This is a genomic window from Clostridium sp., from assembly GCF_050717545.1.
In the GTDB taxonomy this organism is placed as follows: domain Bacteria; phylum Bacillota; class Clostridia; order Clostridiales; family Clostridiaceae; genus Clostridium_AD.
Map to the genome: position 1 here is coordinate 143,689 of NZ_JBOITN010000029.1, position 17,113 is coordinate 160,801.

The following is a 17,113-nucleotide window of genomic DNA, read 5'->3' on the forward strand; positions in this document are numbered from 1 at the left end:
TATGAAAAAAGAGGAATTAATTACTATTTAGAGAAGTATTATTATATAATTGTATATTAAAATTTCTAGGAGGTAGTTATTATGAGTATATTTATTTTAGCCCCAATTTGTTCCATATTAGCCCTTGCTTTTGCTGGATATCTTGCATCTAAAGTATTAAAAGAAAATGAGGGAAACGAACAAATGAAAAAAATTGCTAATGATATAAGAAAAGGTGCAAATGCTTATCTAAAAAGGCAGTACACTGGAGTGGCTTTTTTCTTTATAGGTTTGTTTATAATACTATGGATACTGGTAGGGTTTGGATTTCTTACCCCGTTTGTACCTTTTGCTTTCATAAGTGGAGGTTTCTTCTCAGGTCTCTCAGGATTTATAGGTATGAAAATAGCAACGCAAGCAAATGTTAGAACAACACATGCAGCTGGGAGAAGTCTAAACAGTGCATTAAATATTGCTTTTTCAAGTGGCGCAGTAATGGGACTTACTGTTGTAGGTCTTGGTCTTCTTGATATTAGTATATGGTATTTTTTACTAGATTTTTTCTATAGAAATCTAGAGCCAGCATTAAGAATTCAAAATATAACAAGCGCAATGATTACATTTGGAATGGGAGCAAGTTCTATGGCATTATTTGCACGTGTTGGTGGAGGTATATTTACTAAAGCGGCAGACGTAGGTGCAGATCTTGTTGGTAAGTTAGAAGCAGGAATTCCGGAAGATGATCCAAGAAATCCTGCAGTTATAGCGGATAACGTTGGGGACAATGTTGGAGATGTTGCAGGTATGGGTGCTGATCTTTATGAGTCATATGTAGGCTCGATAGTATCCACTTCTGCACTTGCCGTAGCTGCGGGTCTTGGAGTTTCAGGTGTTTCAATTCCTATGACTATAGCAGCTATAGGGGTAGTTGCATCTATTATTGGAACCTTCTTTGTTAAAGCTGGGGAGAAAGCTGAGCAAAAAGTACTTTTAGCAGCACTTAGACGCGGTATCTATGTCAGTTCTGCAATAATTGCTGTGCTCTCTTTCTTCTTAGTTTGGAATGTACTTGGATGGGAGCGTATCGGAGTTTATTTTGCAATATTAAGTGGACTTATAGCAGGTAACTTAATTGGATTTTGTACAGAATACTTTACGTCTGACACGTATAAGCCTACTAAGAAATTAGCTCAAACAACAACAACAGGTGCAGCCACTGTTATTATAGGCGGTTTATCACTTGGAATGATGTCCACTTTCCTTCCGGTTATAATAGTGGCCGCAGCTATAGCAGCTAGTTTCTATTTTGCTGGAGGATCAGCAGATTATAATATGGGTTTATATGGTGTAGGTATAGCAGCAGTAGGAATGCTTAGTACATTAGGGATAACATTAGCTACAGATGCTTATGGTCCTGTGGCGGACAACGCTGGTGGAATTGCAGAAATGACTCATCAAGAGCCTATAGTACGTGAGCGAACAGATGCTCTCGATTCTTTAGGAAATACTACTGCAGCTACAGGTAAAGGTTTTGCTATAGGTTCTGCAGCGTTAACAGCTCTTGCACTTATTGCAGCATATAGAGAGCAAGTGGAGATTATTGTAAAAAAAGAGAATTTAGATTTTGTTTTTAATTTATCAATATTAAATCCTCAGGTTCTTATAGGATTATTTATTGGTGGAATGGTACCTTTTGTATTTGCAGCGCTTACAATGGATGCAGTAGGGAAAGCGGCACAACTTATAGTGGTAGAAGTTAGAAGACAATTTAGAGAAATAGTGGGTCTTATGGAGGGCAAAGCAGAAGCTGACTATGCTCAATGTGTTGACATATGCACGAAGTCAGCCCAAAAGGAAATGATTCTTCCTGCCATATTAGCTATTATTATACCAATAACAGTTGGTTTGCTCTTAGGCGTAAATGGGGTAGCCGGGTTACTTGCAGGAGCAACTGTAACAGGATTTGTACTTGCTGTTATGATGGCGAATTCCGGTGGAGCTTGGGATAATGCGAAAAAGCATATTGAAGCAGGCAACCTAGGTGGAAAGGGATCAGATTGTCATAAAGCTGCTGTTATTGGTGATACTGTAGGAGATCCATTTAAGGATACCTCAGGCCCATCAATAAATATATTAATCAAATTACTTTCAATGGTATCAATTGTATTTGCAGCATTCATTTTAAAATTCTCTATTTTTTAAGATGAATTACAGACAAATAGAATTATAAAAACATCCAATATGTTTACACTAATTGGATGTTTTTATTTTGTTAATTTCCTATACTATGTATTAGTTTAGTAGCTTCTTGAATTCTGGACTTTCGCGAACGTTATTAAAATCTTCCTCGGTTTTTGCAGTATTTTTAACACTTGGGTTTATTTCGATTGCAAGATTCAAATATTTTATAGTGTTTAAAGTATCGCCTTTTCTTCCATAGATGCTAGCAATGCCGTAATAACTCCATTCGGATTTTTCAACCTCTAAAGCTTTATTATACCAGGTTAATGCTTCATCATAATGATGGTATAATTCATAAGTTAAAGCTTTGTTAAACCTAGCATAACCATAACTTGGATTAAGTTTTAATGATAAATCAATTTGCGCCATACCTTTCTCAAAATTACCACTGTAAGCCAATGCAATTCCCTCTACAGCATATGCTTTGTAAAAAGTAGGATCTTCTTGTATCACTTTTCTTTCAGTTTCAATTGCGTTATTATATTCTTTTTTGAAAAATTGATCATACCCTATTTTCCATGTAGCCTCTAAACTTTTCTGCTTTTGATTTATCTGGAGCTGTATTTTTTGCTCGTTTTGGTTTAACTGCTGCTGTTTTATTTCTTTGATTTTGTTTGCGGCTAAATCTGCTTTGATACTTGCTGCAATAACATCATTTTTTATATTATTGTTTTTTATAGCACCGTTAACTGCTATACTTATTCCAATTATGGTTATAACCCCTAAAGCAAGAACCTTTAATTTAAATGATTTTGATTTCATATTTTCCACCTAGCCCTTTACTAATAAAATTGTGTGCTTAATTTTTATTTTAATACATATACGTTTTAGGAATACTTATAGTTAATTGTTCGTGAGTTACCGTATTCTTATATAATATCAATATATGGTTATTTAATATAGTAAAATATATACTATGTGTAGTTAAAATTATAAATAAGCAGTTATAGTATTTCACTTATATATATATAAACTCTATTTTACTAAATAATTTATATGAATATATAACAAATATATTGAAATTTATCGAAATTAATGAATATAAATGTTAAAATAATAAATGCTATACGAAACTTTGTAATTAATGATATAGAAGAATATTTATTACACTTAGGAGGAAAATGAAATGAAAAAGAAAACTAGTTTTGTGGGATTATTGCCTTTGGTATTTTTCTTAATATTGTTTATGGGGTCTGGTATTTTAACAGGGAATTTCTCGAGTATGCCTTTATTAGTAGCATTTACTTTGTCTGCTGCTTTTTCTTTATTATTGGATAAAAAGGATGCAAAAACATCATTATCAAAAAAAGTTGATATATTTGCGAAAGCAGCAGGAGAGCCTACTATTATGGTAATGGTTATTATATTTATATTAGCAGGTGCTTTTTATTCTATTGCTGATGCAATGGGTGCAGTAACATCAATCGTGAATATGGGGTTAAGTGTTTTACCATCTAATATGTTGCTTCCGGGTTTATTTGTAGTTGGCTCAATTTTATCATTTTCTATGGGTACATCCATGGGGACGGTAACAGCACTTGCACCAATTGGAGTTGGGATAGCAACGCAAACTGGTATGGGCTTACCTTTGGTTTTAGGGACAGTTGTTGGAGGTGCAATGTTTGGTGATAATTTATCTTTTATTTCTGACACAACAATTGCATCTACGAGAACGCAAGGGGTAGAAATGAGAGATAAGTTTAAGTCAAACAGTGTAATTGTTCTACCTGCTTTTGTTATAACTATAATAATTTTAACTTTTCTATCAGGTGGAAATGTCCAGCTTTCACCACATGAATACTCATTAATTAGGATAATTCCATATGTTGCAATTATTATTAGCGCAGTAGTTGGACTAAATGTAATGGTTGTTTTAGCTATAGGCATAAGTGCAGGATCAGTAATAGGTCTATTAATGGGAAGTTTTAATATAGTTGAGATGCTGTCAGTATTACAACGTGGAATGGTTAGCATGGAAGATTTAGCGCTAATTTCTATTATGGTAGGGGGATTAGTTGGATTAATGCATTACTATGGTGGAATTGAGTTTTTATTAGAAAAGATAACATCTAGAGTTAAAACGAAGAAGGGAGCTGAAATAGGAATAGCAGCGCTTGTAAGCCTTATAGATATAACTACTACAAATAATACAATAGCTATTATTACTTCAGGACCACTGGCAAAGGATTTATCAGATGAATATATGGTTAGCAAAGTAAAAACAGCAAGCATTTTAGATATATTCTCGTCTGCTTTCCAAGGTATAAGTCCTTATGCAGCGCAAATATTACTCGCAGCAACAATCGGTAAAATATCGCCTATGAAGATTATTCCTTTTTCAATATATTCTTATCTGATGATAGTTTGTGGTTTACTTTCAATATATTTAGATTTACCAAAAATAAAGTATAAATAAACAATTTTTTATCCATTACAGTACCTCGTTTTTTAGTTTGTGTATATGTTTATATATTTCTATTAATTTTAATAAGTATAGGAATAGTATTTTTTTATGATAAGTGGGAAACAATAGAATAAGTAATATAAATGTTTATTATATTTAGGAGGGTTAACATGAGTTATTTAGACCAATTGTCAAAAAACATAAAACGTAAAAGAAGGAAACAAAAAAACAATTCTGCTGATAATGTTATAATTTTTACTGTAATCGGGCTTGCAGTTGGGGGGATAATTGCAGGTATAGTAGCTAGGAAATGTATGGATGAAATAGAAAATATTATTATTAACAATGCAAATAATGTTAATGAAGAGACAGATAACAACTCGGATGAAATAAAGCAAACAGTTTTAAAAACTGATGTGAAATCTGTAGGTGATGTAGGGGTTGCAATGGAAAAGGCACTTGAGGACTTAGAAGATGAGGAATATAAAGAAAATGAGGAAAAGAAGTAAAATATAAGTTTTAAAGCCCACATTGAAGTAATGTTCAATGTGGGCTTTAGTATATTAAATTATAAATATCTATATGAATTTATTGTATATTTTTGCCTTTTTGTTTAAGGAAGTTTATTAATCTTTCTTCATCTGTATTAACAATAAGTTCTTCTGGCATATCGATATCTTTAAGCATTTGTTCTACAGCAGCGAAATTTCCTATGGAATAACAGAAATGAGCATCACTATTAACAATAATTTTAACATCAAATTCCTTGCAAAGTTTTGCTATTCTAGTACAATTTATGTCGCTACCTATTCTTGAAGTTAGAAAAGAACTGTTGTTTATTTCTATTAATATATTTTTTTCTTTTGCTTTTTTTACAATTAGTTCTTCATGTATAGGAAATCTTGGGTTGCCGATATGTCCTAAAATATTAACAGAAGGATTATCCATAGTTTTAAGTATGGCATTAGTATTTAAGTCAATGTCACCTCCGCCCTCCATTAAAGGTTCATGCAAACTAACTATCATTATATCAAGAAGTTGTTGCCTTTCCACTTCGATATCAAGATTTCCTTCATAATCAATTATATTAGATTCACATCCATAAAGCATTTTAACACCGAACAATTCTCTTGGCAGAACTTTTAAATTGCCAAAATACCAAGGGTTAGGAGCTCCTGGCATATTAGGACCATGATCTGTAATTCCCAGTATTTTAAGACCTATGTCACTAGCATATTTAGCATTCTCAAGTAAAGTACTATATGCGTGTCCACTTACGATAGTATGTGTATGTAAATCAGAAACAAAATTCATGTAATCTCTCCTTTAACTATTTCATTTGTATATGTTTAATTGTATACCTAAATTTATGTTTGTGCGTAATATGATTTAACTAAATTAATCTAAAGTCTACTCCATAAACAAGGAAACCTATTATAGCTACTGTAAATAAAAATAAAATATATATTACTTCAAACAAATTTCCATATTCAGAGCCAGTGCTGATATGTGGTGGCAATCTAAGTTTTAACTTTCCGATTTTTTCTAGGGTTATAACAAATATATTACGAAATCCTAATTTTTTTAATGCCTGTGCTATAAATCTTGGAAGTGAAAGAAATGGTACTCCTTCCTTAGTAAATATATCAGCCCAATATATATGGCTTATATAGCCTATAAAAAAACACCCTGTTAAATATTTTTGACCTAACTTGTCAAACACATATGATGCTGAAATAGTAAAAACAATAACACCTTCAATTGAATGTAAAAATGATCTATGGGGAAAAGCGGCAATGCAAATTAACAAAATACATATAAGGTATACATAAATATCGTTTATATTAGTGTAGTTATAAATTGCTAATATAATACTTACAATAACATATGTTAACATCAAAGTTATCCTTTTAAAATTATGTGAGCTTTTACTTATTGATTTAGATAATTTTCTGTATACAGAACCAATTATGGGAATTTTTTTATAAATTCGTTCATTTGTTAGTCCTAAAATCAAAAAAATCAGAGATAGGAAATATGTAAATACCTTAGCATATAGGTGGATATTCTCATAAGAATAAATATGAGAAAATTCACCTATATATTTTATTGATGTTAACCAATTTGTAATAGGGGTTATGTACCATAAAATTAGTGCGCAGGACCCAAGCCCCAACAATAATCTTAATAAAAGCCTTAGTAAATCCCCTATATTATTTATTACTTTAGTACTAGCGCTTGTAAGGGGGTTAATTTGACTTATCATACTATTTTGACTGTCTGCATCAACAATAAGTCCTGAAACAGCTGCAGCCCCAAGGCCCATAAGGGTTATCCCCATTGGAATACGTATATATCTATTGTTGAAAATTATCATTGAATTAATAGCAGGTATTGTTGCTACAATTGCATATGATAACATTGCTATTTTTTGATGTGATCGCCCATTCATCTTATGTACTCCTTACCTCATCTAATGTCATTTTTGAAAAATTAATTACATATTGTTATTTAAATATTTTACTATATAACTTAATGTGTGAAAATCACAATTAAGTTCATCTTGCACTATGTTTAAACCATTAATTAAAGTAAGTTCGTCAAAATTTTCTAATAATATCATTAGATTTATTACGTTAATGCCACCATTTTTTGTATCAAGAACTCTTGCAGCTTTTACATATTTGTTCTTCATTACATTAATAACAGCTGTTTCAAGATCCTTGCTTATTTCTAATAATGGCATTTCATCGTAAATTTTAATGCCTGGATTTTTAACATTAAGATTAATAGCTTTCGTAATATCAGTTGAAAGAAATATTGTGTTTTTAAACTGAGCATCTTTAAAATCGGCACCTTCTAAATTTACAGAATCAAATAAAGTGTTTTCAAATATAGCTTTTTCGAAATCACTGCCTTTTAAGTTGGTACCAATAAATTCTGCCCATTTAAATGTGCATTCATAAAAAACACAGGATTTAAAATGTGCACCTCTAAAATTTACAAAATTAAAATTAGAACCAGAAAACTCACAATTATAGCAATTGCTTCTCTCAAGATTTTTATACATAAAGTTTTTATCTAGTTTCTCTATATTGTTGTATATAAAATTACCTTTAACACTTTGATTTTTACCCATTTTTAACCTCCACGGCAAATACATTTATTTGCCTTCCTTAAATTAATAAACCTTAAAAAACTCCTAACCAATTTTAAAAGAGGTTAGAAGTTTTCATATTCATATTAAATGATATACAAAATCTTACCCAAAGTCAATAATTTATTGGATTTTATCTATAATTATAAATCACATAATTAAATCATCCCCTGCTGAGCTGAAATGTCGTTAAACAATTAATGCATTAATCATAATTTCAAAAATAGTAGCATAATGATTTTTAGATATCAATATGCTGGATATATATTGTTACAAAGTTTTTTTATGTAGAGCTACATAGAATTGCATGATATAATTGGTTAATGATTTAAAAAATCATTAACTATTGACTTTCTTAAAAAAAAATGGTAACCTTTTATTACATTATTGGTTTACAGTGATAAAGTATTAAAGTATTAAAGTAATAAATTAAAACTGGAGGAATGGAATTTTGAGTAATTGGAAAAGGCATATACCAGAAGGTTCAAGAGATATACTTTTTGAGGATTGTAATAATAAAATTAAGATTATAGATACACTTAGGAAATTAAATATAGATGCAGGTTATTTAGAGGTGTTGTCTCCAACACTAGAATTTTATGATGTTTTTCAGGGAGAGGATGTATCAATAGAGCAAGAAAAAATGTATAAGCTTTTTGATAATTCAGGAAGAATATTGGTTTTAAGGCCAGATATGACAATGCCTATAGCAAGAATTACTGCTACAAAACTTAGAGATTCTGCGTTTCCTCTTCGGATATGTTACAGTGGAAATATATTTAGAATAAATGAAAATTGGAATGGGAAGGTCAGTGAAATGACCCAATCAGGAATTGAGATAATAGGAAGTGAAAGCCCAAAGGCCGATGCAGAAGTAATTATAACTGCAATTAAGGAACTTATAGCTATAGGGGTACAAAAATTTGAGCTTGAAATTGGTCAAGCAGAGTTTTTCAAAGGACTTGTTGAAGATATAGAACTTACAGAAAGCGAAATGGAAAGATTAAGAGGGCTTGTTGAAAATAAAAACTTTGGTGCACTCCGAGAATTCATACAGGATAAGCAAGGTATACTTGGATTAAAAAATGTAGAGGCATTAAAAAAATTGCCTGAGCTATTTGGTGGTATTGAAGTGCTTACAAAGGCAAGAATATTAACTCAAAATAAAAGAGCATTAGGGGCCATAGACACAATAGAAAAAATATATAAGAGAATAGAAAGTGTAGGTCTTGGTGAATATATTTCAATTGATTTAGGAATGGTACAACACATAGACTATTATACAGGCATAACATTTAGAGGATACAGTAGTGAAGTTGGAACTACAATTATTAGTGGTGGCAGATATGATAATTTAATCTCAAAGTTTGGTGCATCTATGCCTGCTGTTGGATTTGCAATAGAAGTAGATAATATATTATCAGTTCTAGAAAAACAAGGGCGCAACAATAAGGTAGCTCCTGAGAAATTTATTATTCATTATGAAGATTCATTAATAGAAGGTGCATACAATCTTGCAACGAAAATTCGTAATAAAGGTTTTACAACTGAGTTAAGTTTATTTGAAGAAAAAGAGAAAACAGTAGCTTATGCGCAGAAAAAAAACATAGATAAAATGATGTGTATATCAGAAAATGAAAAAGTTGAAATAACAAATATAATAAGTAAAAAAAGTTATATAGCAAGTTTTGAGGAATTTATAAATAGTTTAGATGGAACTATTAATGATTTGGAGGAAAAATAATGAAAGCAATACGGATAGCATTAACAAAAGGAAGATTAGAAAAATATGCTGTTTCAATGTTTGAAGGAATCGGTATAGACTGCACAGAGCTTAGAAACAAAGGCAGAAAACTAATTCTTAAAGATGAAAAAAACAATATAGAATTTGTACTAGTTAAGTCTACAGATGTTTTAACTTATGTAGAACATGGAGCTGCAGATATTGGAATTGTTGGCAAAGATACTTTAATGGAACAGAACAAAGAATTTTATGAAGTAGTGGATTTAAAAGTTGGAAAATGTATGTTTGCTGTGGCAGCATTACCAAGTTTTAAAAGTTATGATGGATATAATCGTAAAAAGATAGCTACAAAATACCCAGCGGTAGCTAAAGAGTACTTCAAGAAAAACAATGAAGATGTGGAAATTATTAAACTTGATGGGTCGGTGGAACTTGCTCCAATACTCGAGTTATCTGATGCCATTGTAGATTTGGTAGAGACGGGAGATACTTTAAAAGAAAATGGATTGATTATAATAGAGAAAATATGTGATATTAGTGCAAGAATGATTGTAAATAGAGCCAGTATGAAGATGAAAAAAGAAAAGATAAGTAAATTAATATTAAAGGTTCAACAATATGTGGATGAAAATGAGGTGACATCGTTGTGATAAAAATTACGAAGGCAAATAGTAATGAAGGAAAAGAATATATAGAATTTCTAAAGAAACGATCAGAGGAGCTGCAAAAGGATGTAAGCATAGTAGTTGACAAAATCTTAGCAGATGTAAAGGCTAGAGGCGATGATGCTATAATAGAATACACTCAAAGATTTGATAGTGAACTTGTTACGGATAAAAATATTATTGTAACATCAGAAGAAATTAAAGATGCATATAAAATAGTAGATCAGGATTTTTTAGAAGCAATAACGCTTGCGAAAAAAAATGTTTTAGAATTCCATGAAAAGCAAAAGAGAAACGCTTGGATGATGACAAAAGAAAAGGGCGTTATTTTAGGCCAAACCGTAAGAGGCCTTGAAAGTGTTGGGATATATGTACCTGGTGGCACAGCATCATATCCATCATCAGTTATTATGAATGCAATTCCAGCAAAGGTTGCAGGTGTTGAGAATTTAGTTATGGTAACACCTCCTCTTAAGGATGGAAGTATTAATCCTCATATTCTTGTAGCGGCGGATATAGCAGGCGTTGATAAAATATACAAAGTAGGTGGTGCGCAGGCAATTGCAGCACTTGCATATGGAACACAAAAGATTTCTAAAGTTGATAAAATAGTAGGACCAGGGAATATTTACGTTGCTATGGCAAAGAAAAGTGTATTTGGGTTTGTTGCTATAGATATGATTGCAGGTCCTAGTGAAATATTAATTATTGCAGATGAGTTTGCAAATGAAAAGTTTATTGCAGCAGATTTAATGTCTCAAGCAGAACATGATGTTCTTGCGTCAGCAATGCTTATAACAACTTCAAGAGAATTTGCAGATAAGGTAGTGCGTGAGCTTGAAATCCAGATAAAGGATATGAGTAGACGCGAGATAATTAAAGAATCTTTAAATAAATATGGAGTTATCTTAATAACGCAGGATATAAAAGAGTCTATAGACCTTGCAAATAAAATTGCGCCAGAACATCTTGAACTAATGGTTCGCCAGCCGTTTAATTATCTAGGAGATATAAAAAATGCAGGTTCTATATTTTTAGGTGAATATGCACCAGAACCTTTAGGTGATTATGTAGCAGGCCCGAATCATGTTCTTCCAACTAGTGGAACTGCAAAATTCTTTTCACCATTATCAGTAGATGACTTTATTAAAAAATCTAGTTATATATACTATACTAAAGAAGCCCTCAGAGGGGTTGAAAAACAGGTTATAAAGTTAACAGAAGTTGAAGGGCTTTCTGCTCACGGGAATTCGATTAAAGTGAGGTTTAAATAAAAATACAAATATCCTATAAAAAAAGGAGATATATATATGATAGAAAGACAAGCGAAAATACTCAGAGAAAGTAATGAAACAAATATAGAAGCCCATATAAACTTAGATGGTTCTGGAAATTATGAAGGTGATACAGGAATTGGTTTCTTTGATCATATGTTAAACCTTTTTGCAAAACATGGACTATTAGATCTATATGTTAAGGCTGTAGGAGATTTATTCGTAGATTCTCATCATACAATTGAGGATGTTGGAATAGTAATTGGAATGGCTATTAAAGAGGCACTAAAGGGTAAAGAGGGAATAAAACGTTATGGCACTAGTTTTGTACCTATGGATGAAACATTGGCCACTGTATCACTAGATTTAAGCGGTAGAGCCTATCTTGTATTTGATGCTGAGTTTACTGTAGATAAAATTGGAGGTTTCGATTGTGAAATGGTTGAGGAATTTTTTAGGGCTATTGCAACAAACGGTGGAATAACACTTCATGCAAGAGTAATTTACGGAAAAAACAATCATCATATGGTGGAGGCTTTGTTCAAAGCTTTAGGAAAAGCATTAAGTGAAGCATTAACTTATGATAAAAGGATAAAAGGAGTATTATCTACAAAAGGATCTTTATAAGGAGGAAAACTATGATAGGTATAGTTGATTACGGTGTTGGAAATTTAAATAGCGTTCAAAATGCACTTAATTCTATGAATATTAAATCAATCATTTCATCAGATGCAGGGGTTATATCAAAGTGCAGAAGTATTATCGTTCCAGGAGTAGGTGCTTTTCCGGATGCAATGAAGAATATGAAGGTTTCGGGGCTAGATAGGGTAATTAAAGCAGCAGCGAAAGAAGGAAAACCAATTCTTGGTATATGCCTTGGAATGCAGCTTTTTTTTGAAGAAAGTGATGAAGTTGAAAAATGTGAAGGACTAGGATTATTAAAAGGAAACATAATAAAACTAGAAGGTTCTATAAAAATTCCCCATATGGGATGGAATAGTTTATCTTTTGAAACTCCTTCGCCACTTCTAAAAGGAATAGAAGAAAATGAGTATGTATATTTTGTTCATTCTTATTATGTTGTAAATTGTGAGGAAGGTATTACTAATGCTTATAGCATGTATGAGAAAAAGATACCTGCGATTGTAAGCCACGGTAATATATTCGGTATGCAGTTTCATCCAGAGAAAAGTGGCGAATTTGGGCAAAAATTACTCAAAAACTTTGTGGAGGTTATATAATGAAGATATTTCCAGCAATAGATTTAAAAGGTGGGAAATGTGTTAGACTTTTTCAAGGTGAATTTATGTCAGCTAAAGTTGTGGGAGAAGATCCACTTCAAACTGCCCTAAACTTTATGAATAAGGGCGCAGAATATTTACATATGGTAGATCTAGATGGAGCTTTAAAAGGATCTATTGAAAATTTGAATAGTATTGATAAAATTATAAATGATTTAAAAATCCCTATTCAGCTTGGTGGTGGAATTCGAAGTTTAGATACTATTGATATGCTTATTGATAAAGGTTTAAGTAGGGTAATACTTGGCACTGCTGCCTTAAATAATCCTTCACTAGTAAAAGAAGCAGTGAAAAAGTATGGAGATAAAATTGCAATTGGAATAGATGCAAGAGATGGATTTGTAGCTGTAGAAGGTTGGCAAAAAAGCAGTAAAGTAGAATACATAGATTTTGCAAAACAAATGGAGAGTATAGGAATTAAAACAATAATTTTCACTGATATAAGCCGTGATGGAACTTTGAGCGGACCTAATTTTGAAGCAACGGGTAAAATGAATGATGAGGTTACTTGTGATATTATTGCATCAGGCGGTATGAAATGTATTGAAGATATTAAGAAACTTAAGAAAATGAACATATACGGAGCAATTATAGGGAAAGCACTTTACAGTGGCAATATATCCCTTGAGCAAGCGATACTTGAAGGGAGAGGTTAACATGCTTACTAAAAGGATTATTCCATGTTTAGATGTAACTATGGGCCGTGTAATGAAAGGAATAAACTTTATTAACTTAACAGATGTAGGAGACCCCGTAGAAATTGCAGAGTTTTATAACAAAGAGGGAGCAGATGAAATTGTTTTTCTAGATATAACTGCAACTCATGATGGTAGAAAAACAATGATAGATGTTATAAAAAGGACTGCCCAAAAGGTGTTTATTCCTCTTACAGTAGGGGGAGGGGTTAAGACTATAGAGGATTTTAAAGAAATTCTCAGAGCTGGGGCAGATAAGATATCTGTAAATTCTGCGGCTATTCGAAGTCCTGACCTTATAACCCAGGCTGCAAAAAAATACGGAAGCCAATGCGTTGTAGTTGCAATAGACGGTAAAAAAAATGATGATGGGTTAGGGTGGCATGTAGTTATAAATGGTGGAAGAATAAATACTGGACTAGATGCAGTAAAATGGGCGAAAAAAGTAGAAGATTTAGGAGCAGGTGAAATACTTTTAACAAGTATGGATGCGGATGGAACAAAACAAGGGTATGATATAGAGTTTATAAATGCAATTACGGATATTGTAAATATTCCAGTTATTGCATCAGGTGGTTGTGGAAAAATAGAGGACTTTTATAACGTTTTTGAGGAAAGTGGAGCAGATGCAGCTCTTGCTGCTTCTTTATTTCATTATAAAGAACTATCAATAAAAGAGGTAAAAGTCTATCTTAAAGATAAAGGTGTAGAAATTAGGATATAGATATATTATAATTTAAATATTACAATGTAATTATTATAATAAATAAAGAAATGTGGTGAAAAACGTGGATGATATAAATGAAATACAATTTAACAATGGATTAGTACCTGCTATAGTGCAAGATGAGTGGAGCGGAGAAGTTTTGATGCTTGCATACATGAATGAAGAATCATTTAAGAAAACTATGGAAACTAAAACAACTTGGTTTTGGAGTAGGTCTAGGAAGAAGTTATGGAATAAAGGTGAAACATCAGGACATTTTCAACATGTTAAAAAAATAAGTTTTGATTGTGATGGTGATACACTTCTTGTTCAGGTAGAGCAAGTTGGAGCAGCATGTCATACTGGGAATAGAAGTTGTTTTTATAGAGATATTTTAATGAAAAAAAGTGATGGTGAAAAAAAATAAATATAAAAGGGGAAATGTAAAATGAGTCAAAATAATATAGTTCAGCAGCTTTATAAAGTAATAGAGGATAGAAAAGAAAATCCTATAGAGGGTTCATACACTAGTTATTTGTTTGAACAAGGGATTGATAAAATTCTTAAAAAAGTTGGAGAAGAAAGTGCGGAAGTAATAATTAGTAGCAAAAACAGTGATGCTAATGAAACTGTTGGAGAAATATCAGACTTGTTTTATCACACTTTAGTACTTATGGTGGCAAAGGGTATAAAAATAGAGGATGTCGCAAACGAACTTGAAACTAGACGCGAAAAGATATGCAACAAAAAACCTAAGAGAGAAGAAAAATAAACAAAAAAAGCATCTGCAACGCAGATGTTTTTTTTAAGGATAAATATCATAGTGCCTAAAATTATTTTTCCCAGTCCCTTGATCTACCAACAGCTTTATGCCATCCTTTTAAGAGTTCTACTCTCTTTTCTTCTCCCATTTTTGAATCGAAAGATCTTGAAAGTGCCCAATTTTTCGAAATTTCTTCTTGATCTTTCCAGTATCCTACTGCCAAGCCTGCCAGGTATGCGGCACCTAAAGCTGTTGTTTCAATAACTTCTGGTCTGTCAACTTGAACATCTAATATATCTGATTGGAATTGCATTAAAAAGTTATTTGCACATGCACCACCATCAACCTTTAATGATTTGAGTATAATACCAGAATCCTCTTGCATAGCCTTTAACACGTCATTTGTCTGATATGCTATTGATTCTAGTGCTGCCCTTATAAAGTGTTCCTTCTTAGTTCCACGAGTTAAACCAACTATTGTGCCTCTTGCATATGGATCCCAGTAGGGTGCACCAAGTCCAACAAAAGCTGGTACCATATATACTCCATCTGTACTATCAACATCAGTAGCATATTCTTCTGAGTCAGGAGCGCTTTTAATCATTCTTAATTCATCTCTTAACCATTGAATAGCAGCACCAGCAACAAATACGCTTCCTTCTAGAGCATAGTTGATTTTTCCATCGATACCATATGCTATTGTTGTAAGTAAGCCATTGTGCGAATCTATTGCCTTTTCACCAGTGTTCATTAATAAGAAGCAACCAGTACCATAAGTGTTTTTAGCAGTTCCAGCTTGGTAACAAGTTTGTCCAAACAACGCTGCTTGTTGATCCCCTGCGGCTCCAGCTATTGCTATTTGAGATCCAAATATTGAAGCATCAGTGTAACCATAAACATAGCTTGATGGTTTAACCTCTGCAAGCATTGATTTAGGAATATTTAAAGTGCTAAGTATTTCGTCATCCCATTTAAGTTCATGAATGTTATATAACATTGTTCGAGAAGCATTAGTATAATCGGTTACATGAACCTTGCCTTTTGTTAACTTCCATATTAGCCAGGTATCTATAGTTCCAAACAATAAATTTCCTTTATCAGCTTCAGCTCTTGCCCCAGCTACATTATCAAGTATCCATTTTACTTTTGTTCCAGAAAAATATGCATCGAGTATAAGGCCTGTTTTAGATTGTACTACTTTATCAAAGTTTTCAGCCTTTAATTCATCACATGTAGCTGCTGTTCTTCTGCACTGCCATACAATAGCGTTATATACAGGAACTCCAGTATGTTTATTCCAGACAACTGTAGTTTCTCTTTGATTTGTAATTCCAAGAGCGGATATATCTTGAGCTGTAGCTCCAATTTTCGCCATAGCTTCTTGCGTTACACCTAATTGGGTTGCCCATATTTCCATAGGATCATGCTCAACCCAACCTGGTTTAGGGTATATTTGAGTGAATTCTTTTTGAGCTACACTTGCTATTAATCCTTCTTTATTAAATAAGATGCATCTTGAACTTGTAGTTCCTTGATCTAGTGCAATTACATACTGAGGCATAATTTATACACTCCTTATTAATTTATTAGTAACCGTTTACTCAAAGTTTATAAAAACACGATATTACATATATATTAAATAATATCGTGAAATTTTATCTAACTAATTCATTAAGGGGAATATTAGTCTGCTTTATTTACATTCTTAGTTGCTATAATATCTACTCCGGTTCCTAGTACATTTTTGAGTATTACATCACCGATAAGTATAGGTGCATTAACTATAACACTTTTCAATGCTTTTACGCAATCACAAATCATACTTTTGGGAATATCTGATTCAGTTTTGACAGGGAGCACCGTAATATCACCGCCTGTTACTAAAACTGACGAAGTAACTACTCTTGTTGGATTGGTGCATTCTTTTTTTCCATAGTTTTCACCAATCTTACAAGTATTCCCTGTTACTTTTATTACTTTATCACCATCAAGCTCTACTTCAAGAGCGCAACCTACGGGGCATCCAATACAGGTCAATTCTTTTATGCTCATAATCTCTACTCCTTTTCTACTTTTATAGTAATTTTAGTGCAGTCACTATATTTATCAAAAATTGCTTTAGTAAGTTTAACGCTTTCCATTTCACCAGGGGTTAGTATTTTCTTCTTTAAATGCATTTCGCGA

Annotated in this window: 18 protein-coding genes; 12 read left to right on the plus strand and 6 right to left on the minus strand. The window is 32.3% G+C overall.

Annotation, left to right across the window (positions count from 1 at the left end; translation table 11 throughout):
• Positions 1 to 81: 81 nt before the first annotated feature.
• A complete protein-coding gene (locus tag ACREVX_RS07760) occupies positions 82 to 2,181 on the plus strand; it encodes a sodium-translocating pyrophosphatase (protein ID WP_431543599.1) in 2,100 nt (699 codons plus the stop codon).
• Between the two features lie 90 nt (positions 2,182 to 2,271).
• Here the strand turns inward: ACREVX_RS07760 and ACREVX_RS07765 are convergent, their stop codons facing one another.
• On the minus strand, positions 2,272 to 2,982 hold the full coding sequence (locus ACREVX_RS07765; protein ID WP_431543600.1) for a tetratricopeptide repeat protein: 711 nt from the start codon (positions 2,980 to 2,982) through the stop codon (positions 2,272 to 2,274).
• 364 nt (positions 2,983 to 3,346) lie between these two features.
• On the opposite strand from ACREVX_RS07765, the gene ACREVX_RS07770 reads away from it, so the two are divergent.
• On the plus strand, positions 3,347 to 4,636 hold the full coding sequence (locus ACREVX_RS07770; RefSeq protein ID WP_431543601.1) for a Na+/H+ antiporter NhaC family protein: 1,290 nt from the start codon (positions 3,347 to 3,349) through the stop codon (positions 4,634 to 4,636).
• Positions 4,637 to 4,794: 158 nt separating this feature from the next.
• The gene (locus tag ACREVX_RS07775; protein ID WP_431543602.1) at positions 4,795 to 5,133 is read left to right on the plus strand and encodes a hypothetical protein; all 339 of its coding nucleotides are present in this window, start codon (positions 4,795 to 4,797) and stop codon (positions 5,131 to 5,133) included.
• Between the two features lie 79 nt (positions 5,134 to 5,212).
• On the opposite strand, the gene ACREVX_RS07780 is transcribed toward ACREVX_RS07775, so the two are convergent.
• From ACREVX_RS07780 to ACREVX_RS07790, 3 genes are all read right to left on the minus strand, one after another.
• Positions 5,213 to 5,938 (minus strand): phosphatase, encoded by a 726-nt coding sequence (locus ACREVX_RS07780; protein ID WP_431543603.1) that lies wholly within the window; start codon positions 5,936 to 5,938, stop codon positions 5,213 to 5,215.
• A gap of 79 nt (positions 5,939 to 6,017) precedes the next feature.
• Positions 6,018 to 7,076 (minus strand): metal-dependent hydrolase, encoded by a 1,059-nt coding sequence (locus ACREVX_RS07785; protein ID WP_431543604.1) that lies wholly within the window; start codon positions 7,074 to 7,076, stop codon positions 6,018 to 6,020.
• A 45-nt stretch (positions 7,077 to 7,121) separates the two neighbouring features.
• Positions 7,122 to 7,763 (minus strand): pentapeptide repeat-containing protein, encoded by a 642-nt coding sequence (locus ACREVX_RS07790; protein ID WP_431543605.1) that lies wholly within the window; start codon positions 7,761 to 7,763, stop codon positions 7,122 to 7,124.
• A 469-nt stretch (positions 7,764 to 8,232) separates the two neighbouring features.
• On the opposite strand from ACREVX_RS07790, the gene ACREVX_RS07795 reads away from it, so the two are divergent.
• The 9 genes from ACREVX_RS07795 to hisE all read left to right on the plus strand — a co-directional run bounded on the left by ACREVX_RS07795 (position 8,233) and on the right by hisE (position 14,938).
• Positions 8,233 to 9,525, plus strand: a complete 1,293-nt coding sequence (locus ACREVX_RS07795) for an ATP phosphoribosyltransferase regulatory subunit (RefSeq protein ID WP_431543606.1) — start codon at positions 8,233 to 8,235, stop codon at positions 9,523 to 9,525.
• Positions 9,525 to 10,175 (plus strand): ATP phosphoribosyltransferase, encoded by a 651-nt coding sequence (hisG, locus tag ACREVX_RS07800; protein ID WP_431543607.1) that lies wholly within the window; start codon positions 9,525 to 9,527, stop codon positions 10,173 to 10,175. Before ACREVX_RS07795 ends, hisG begins: the two co-directional genes overlap by 1 nt.
• Entirely contained in the window at positions 10,172 to 11,464 is a 1,293-nt protein-coding gene (hisD, locus tag ACREVX_RS07805; RefSeq protein WP_431543608.1) for a histidinol dehydrogenase, read from the plus strand. The genes hisG and hisD overlap by 4 nt, the downstream gene beginning before the upstream one ends.
• A gap of 36 nt (positions 11,465 to 11,500) precedes the next feature.
• Positions 11,501 to 12,091, plus strand: a complete 591-nt coding sequence (hisB, locus tag ACREVX_RS07810) for an imidazoleglycerol-phosphate dehydratase HisB (protein ID WP_431543609.1) — start codon at positions 11,501 to 11,503, stop codon at positions 12,089 to 12,091.
• Between the two features lie 11 nt (positions 12,092 to 12,102).
• Positions 12,103 to 12,705, plus strand: coding sequence for an imidazole glycerol phosphate synthase subunit HisH (gene hisH, locus ACREVX_RS07815; RefSeq protein ID WP_431543611.1), 603 nt, complete (start codon positions 12,103 to 12,105; stop codon positions 12,703 to 12,705).
• Positions 12,705 to 13,421 (plus strand): 1-(5-phosphoribosyl)-5-[(5-phosphoribosylamino)methylideneamino]imidazole-4-carboxamide isomerase, encoded by a 717-nt coding sequence (gene hisA, locus ACREVX_RS07820; RefSeq protein ID WP_431543612.1) that lies wholly within the window; start codon positions 12,705 to 12,707, stop codon positions 13,419 to 13,421. The genes hisH and hisA overlap by 1 nt, the downstream gene beginning before the upstream one ends.
• A 1-nt stretch (position 13,422) precedes the next feature.
• Positions 13,423 to 14,184, plus strand: a complete 762-nt coding sequence (gene hisF, locus ACREVX_RS07825; RefSeq protein ID WP_431543613.1) for an imidazole glycerol phosphate synthase subunit HisF — start codon at positions 13,423 to 13,425, stop codon at positions 14,182 to 14,184.
• A 64-nt stretch (positions 14,185 to 14,248) separates the two neighbouring features.
• Positions 14,249 to 14,593 (plus strand): phosphoribosyl-AMP cyclohydrolase, encoded by a 345-nt coding sequence (gene hisI / locus ACREVX_RS07830; RefSeq protein WP_431543614.1) that lies wholly within the window; start codon positions 14,249 to 14,251, stop codon positions 14,591 to 14,593.
• 21 nt (positions 14,594 to 14,614) lie between these two features.
• Complete coding sequence (hisE, locus tag ACREVX_RS07835; RefSeq protein ID WP_431543615.1) at positions 14,615 to 14,938, plus strand: phosphoribosyl-ATP diphosphatase; 324 nt, start codon at positions 14,615 to 14,617, stop codon at positions 14,936 to 14,938.
• Between the two features lie 61 nt (positions 14,939 to 14,999).
• On the opposite strand, the gene glpK is transcribed toward hisE, so the two are convergent.
• Positions 15,000 to 16,490: a glycerol kinase GlpK gene (gene glpK / locus ACREVX_RS07840; RefSeq protein ID WP_431543616.1), complete on the minus strand. Its 1,491-nt coding sequence runs from the start codon at positions 16,488 to 16,490 to the stop codon at positions 15,000 to 15,002.
• 122 nt (positions 16,491 to 16,612) lie between these two features.
• Complete coding sequence (locus ACREVX_RS07845; RefSeq protein WP_431543617.1) at positions 16,613 to 16,981, minus strand: DUF1667 domain-containing protein; 369 nt, start codon at positions 16,979 to 16,981, stop codon at positions 16,613 to 16,615.
• Between the last annotated feature and the right edge of the window lie 132 nt (positions 16,982 to 17,113).

Excerpts from the sequence above, each read along its gene's own strand:
- ACREVX_RS07760 (WP_431543599.1), top strand. The coding sequence starts at position 82 with ATGAGTATATTTATTTTAGCCCCAATTTGTTCCATATTAGCCCTTGCT.
- ACREVX_RS07765 (WP_431543600.1), bottom strand. The coding sequence starts at position 2,982 with ATGAAATCAAAATCATTTAAATTAAAGGTTCTTGCTTTAGGGGTTATA.
- ACREVX_RS07770 (WP_431543601.1), top strand. The coding sequence starts at position 3,347 with ATGAAAAAGAAAACTAGTTTTGTGGGATTATTGCCTTTGGTATTTTTC.
- ACREVX_RS07775 (WP_431543602.1), top strand. The coding sequence starts at position 4,795 with ATGAGTTATTTAGACCAATTGTCAAAAAACATAAAACGTAAAAGAAGG.
- ACREVX_RS07780 (WP_431543603.1), bottom strand. The coding sequence starts at position 5,938 with ATGAATTTTGTTTCTGATTTACATACACATACTATCGTAAGTGGACAC.
- ACREVX_RS07785 (WP_431543604.1), bottom strand. The coding sequence starts at position 7,076 with ATGAATGGGCGATCACATCAAAAAATAGCAATGTTATCATATGCAATT.
- ACREVX_RS07790 (WP_431543605.1), bottom strand. The coding sequence starts at position 7,763 with ATGGGTAAAAATCAAAGTGTTAAAGGTAATTTTATATACAACAATATA.
- hisG (WP_431543607.1), top strand. The coding sequence starts at position 9,525 with ATGAAAGCAATACGGATAGCATTAACAAAAGGAAGATTAGAAAAATAT.
- hisB (WP_431543609.1), top strand. The coding sequence starts at position 11,501 with ATGATAGAAAGACAAGCGAAAATACTCAGAGAAAGTAATGAAACAAAT.
- hisH (WP_431543611.1), top strand. The coding sequence starts at position 12,103 with ATGATAGGTATAGTTGATTACGGTGTTGGAAATTTAAATAGCGTTCAA.
- hisA (WP_431543612.1), top strand. The coding sequence starts at position 12,705 with ATGAAGATATTTCCAGCAATAGATTTAAAAGGTGGGAAATGTGTTAGA.
- hisF (WP_431543613.1), top strand. The coding sequence starts at position 13,423 with ATGCTTACTAAAAGGATTATTCCATGTTTAGATGTAACTATGGGCCGT.
- hisE (WP_431543615.1), top strand. The coding sequence starts at position 14,615 with ATGAGTCAAAATAATATAGTTCAGCAGCTTTATAAAGTAATAGAGGAT.
- glpK (WP_431543616.1), bottom strand. The coding sequence starts at position 16,490 with ATGCCTCAGTATGTAATTGCACTAGATCAAGGAACTACAAGTTCAAGA.
- ACREVX_RS07845 (WP_431543617.1), bottom strand. The coding sequence starts at position 16,981 with ATGAGCATAAAAGAATTGACCTGTATTGGATGCCCCGTAGGTTGCGCT.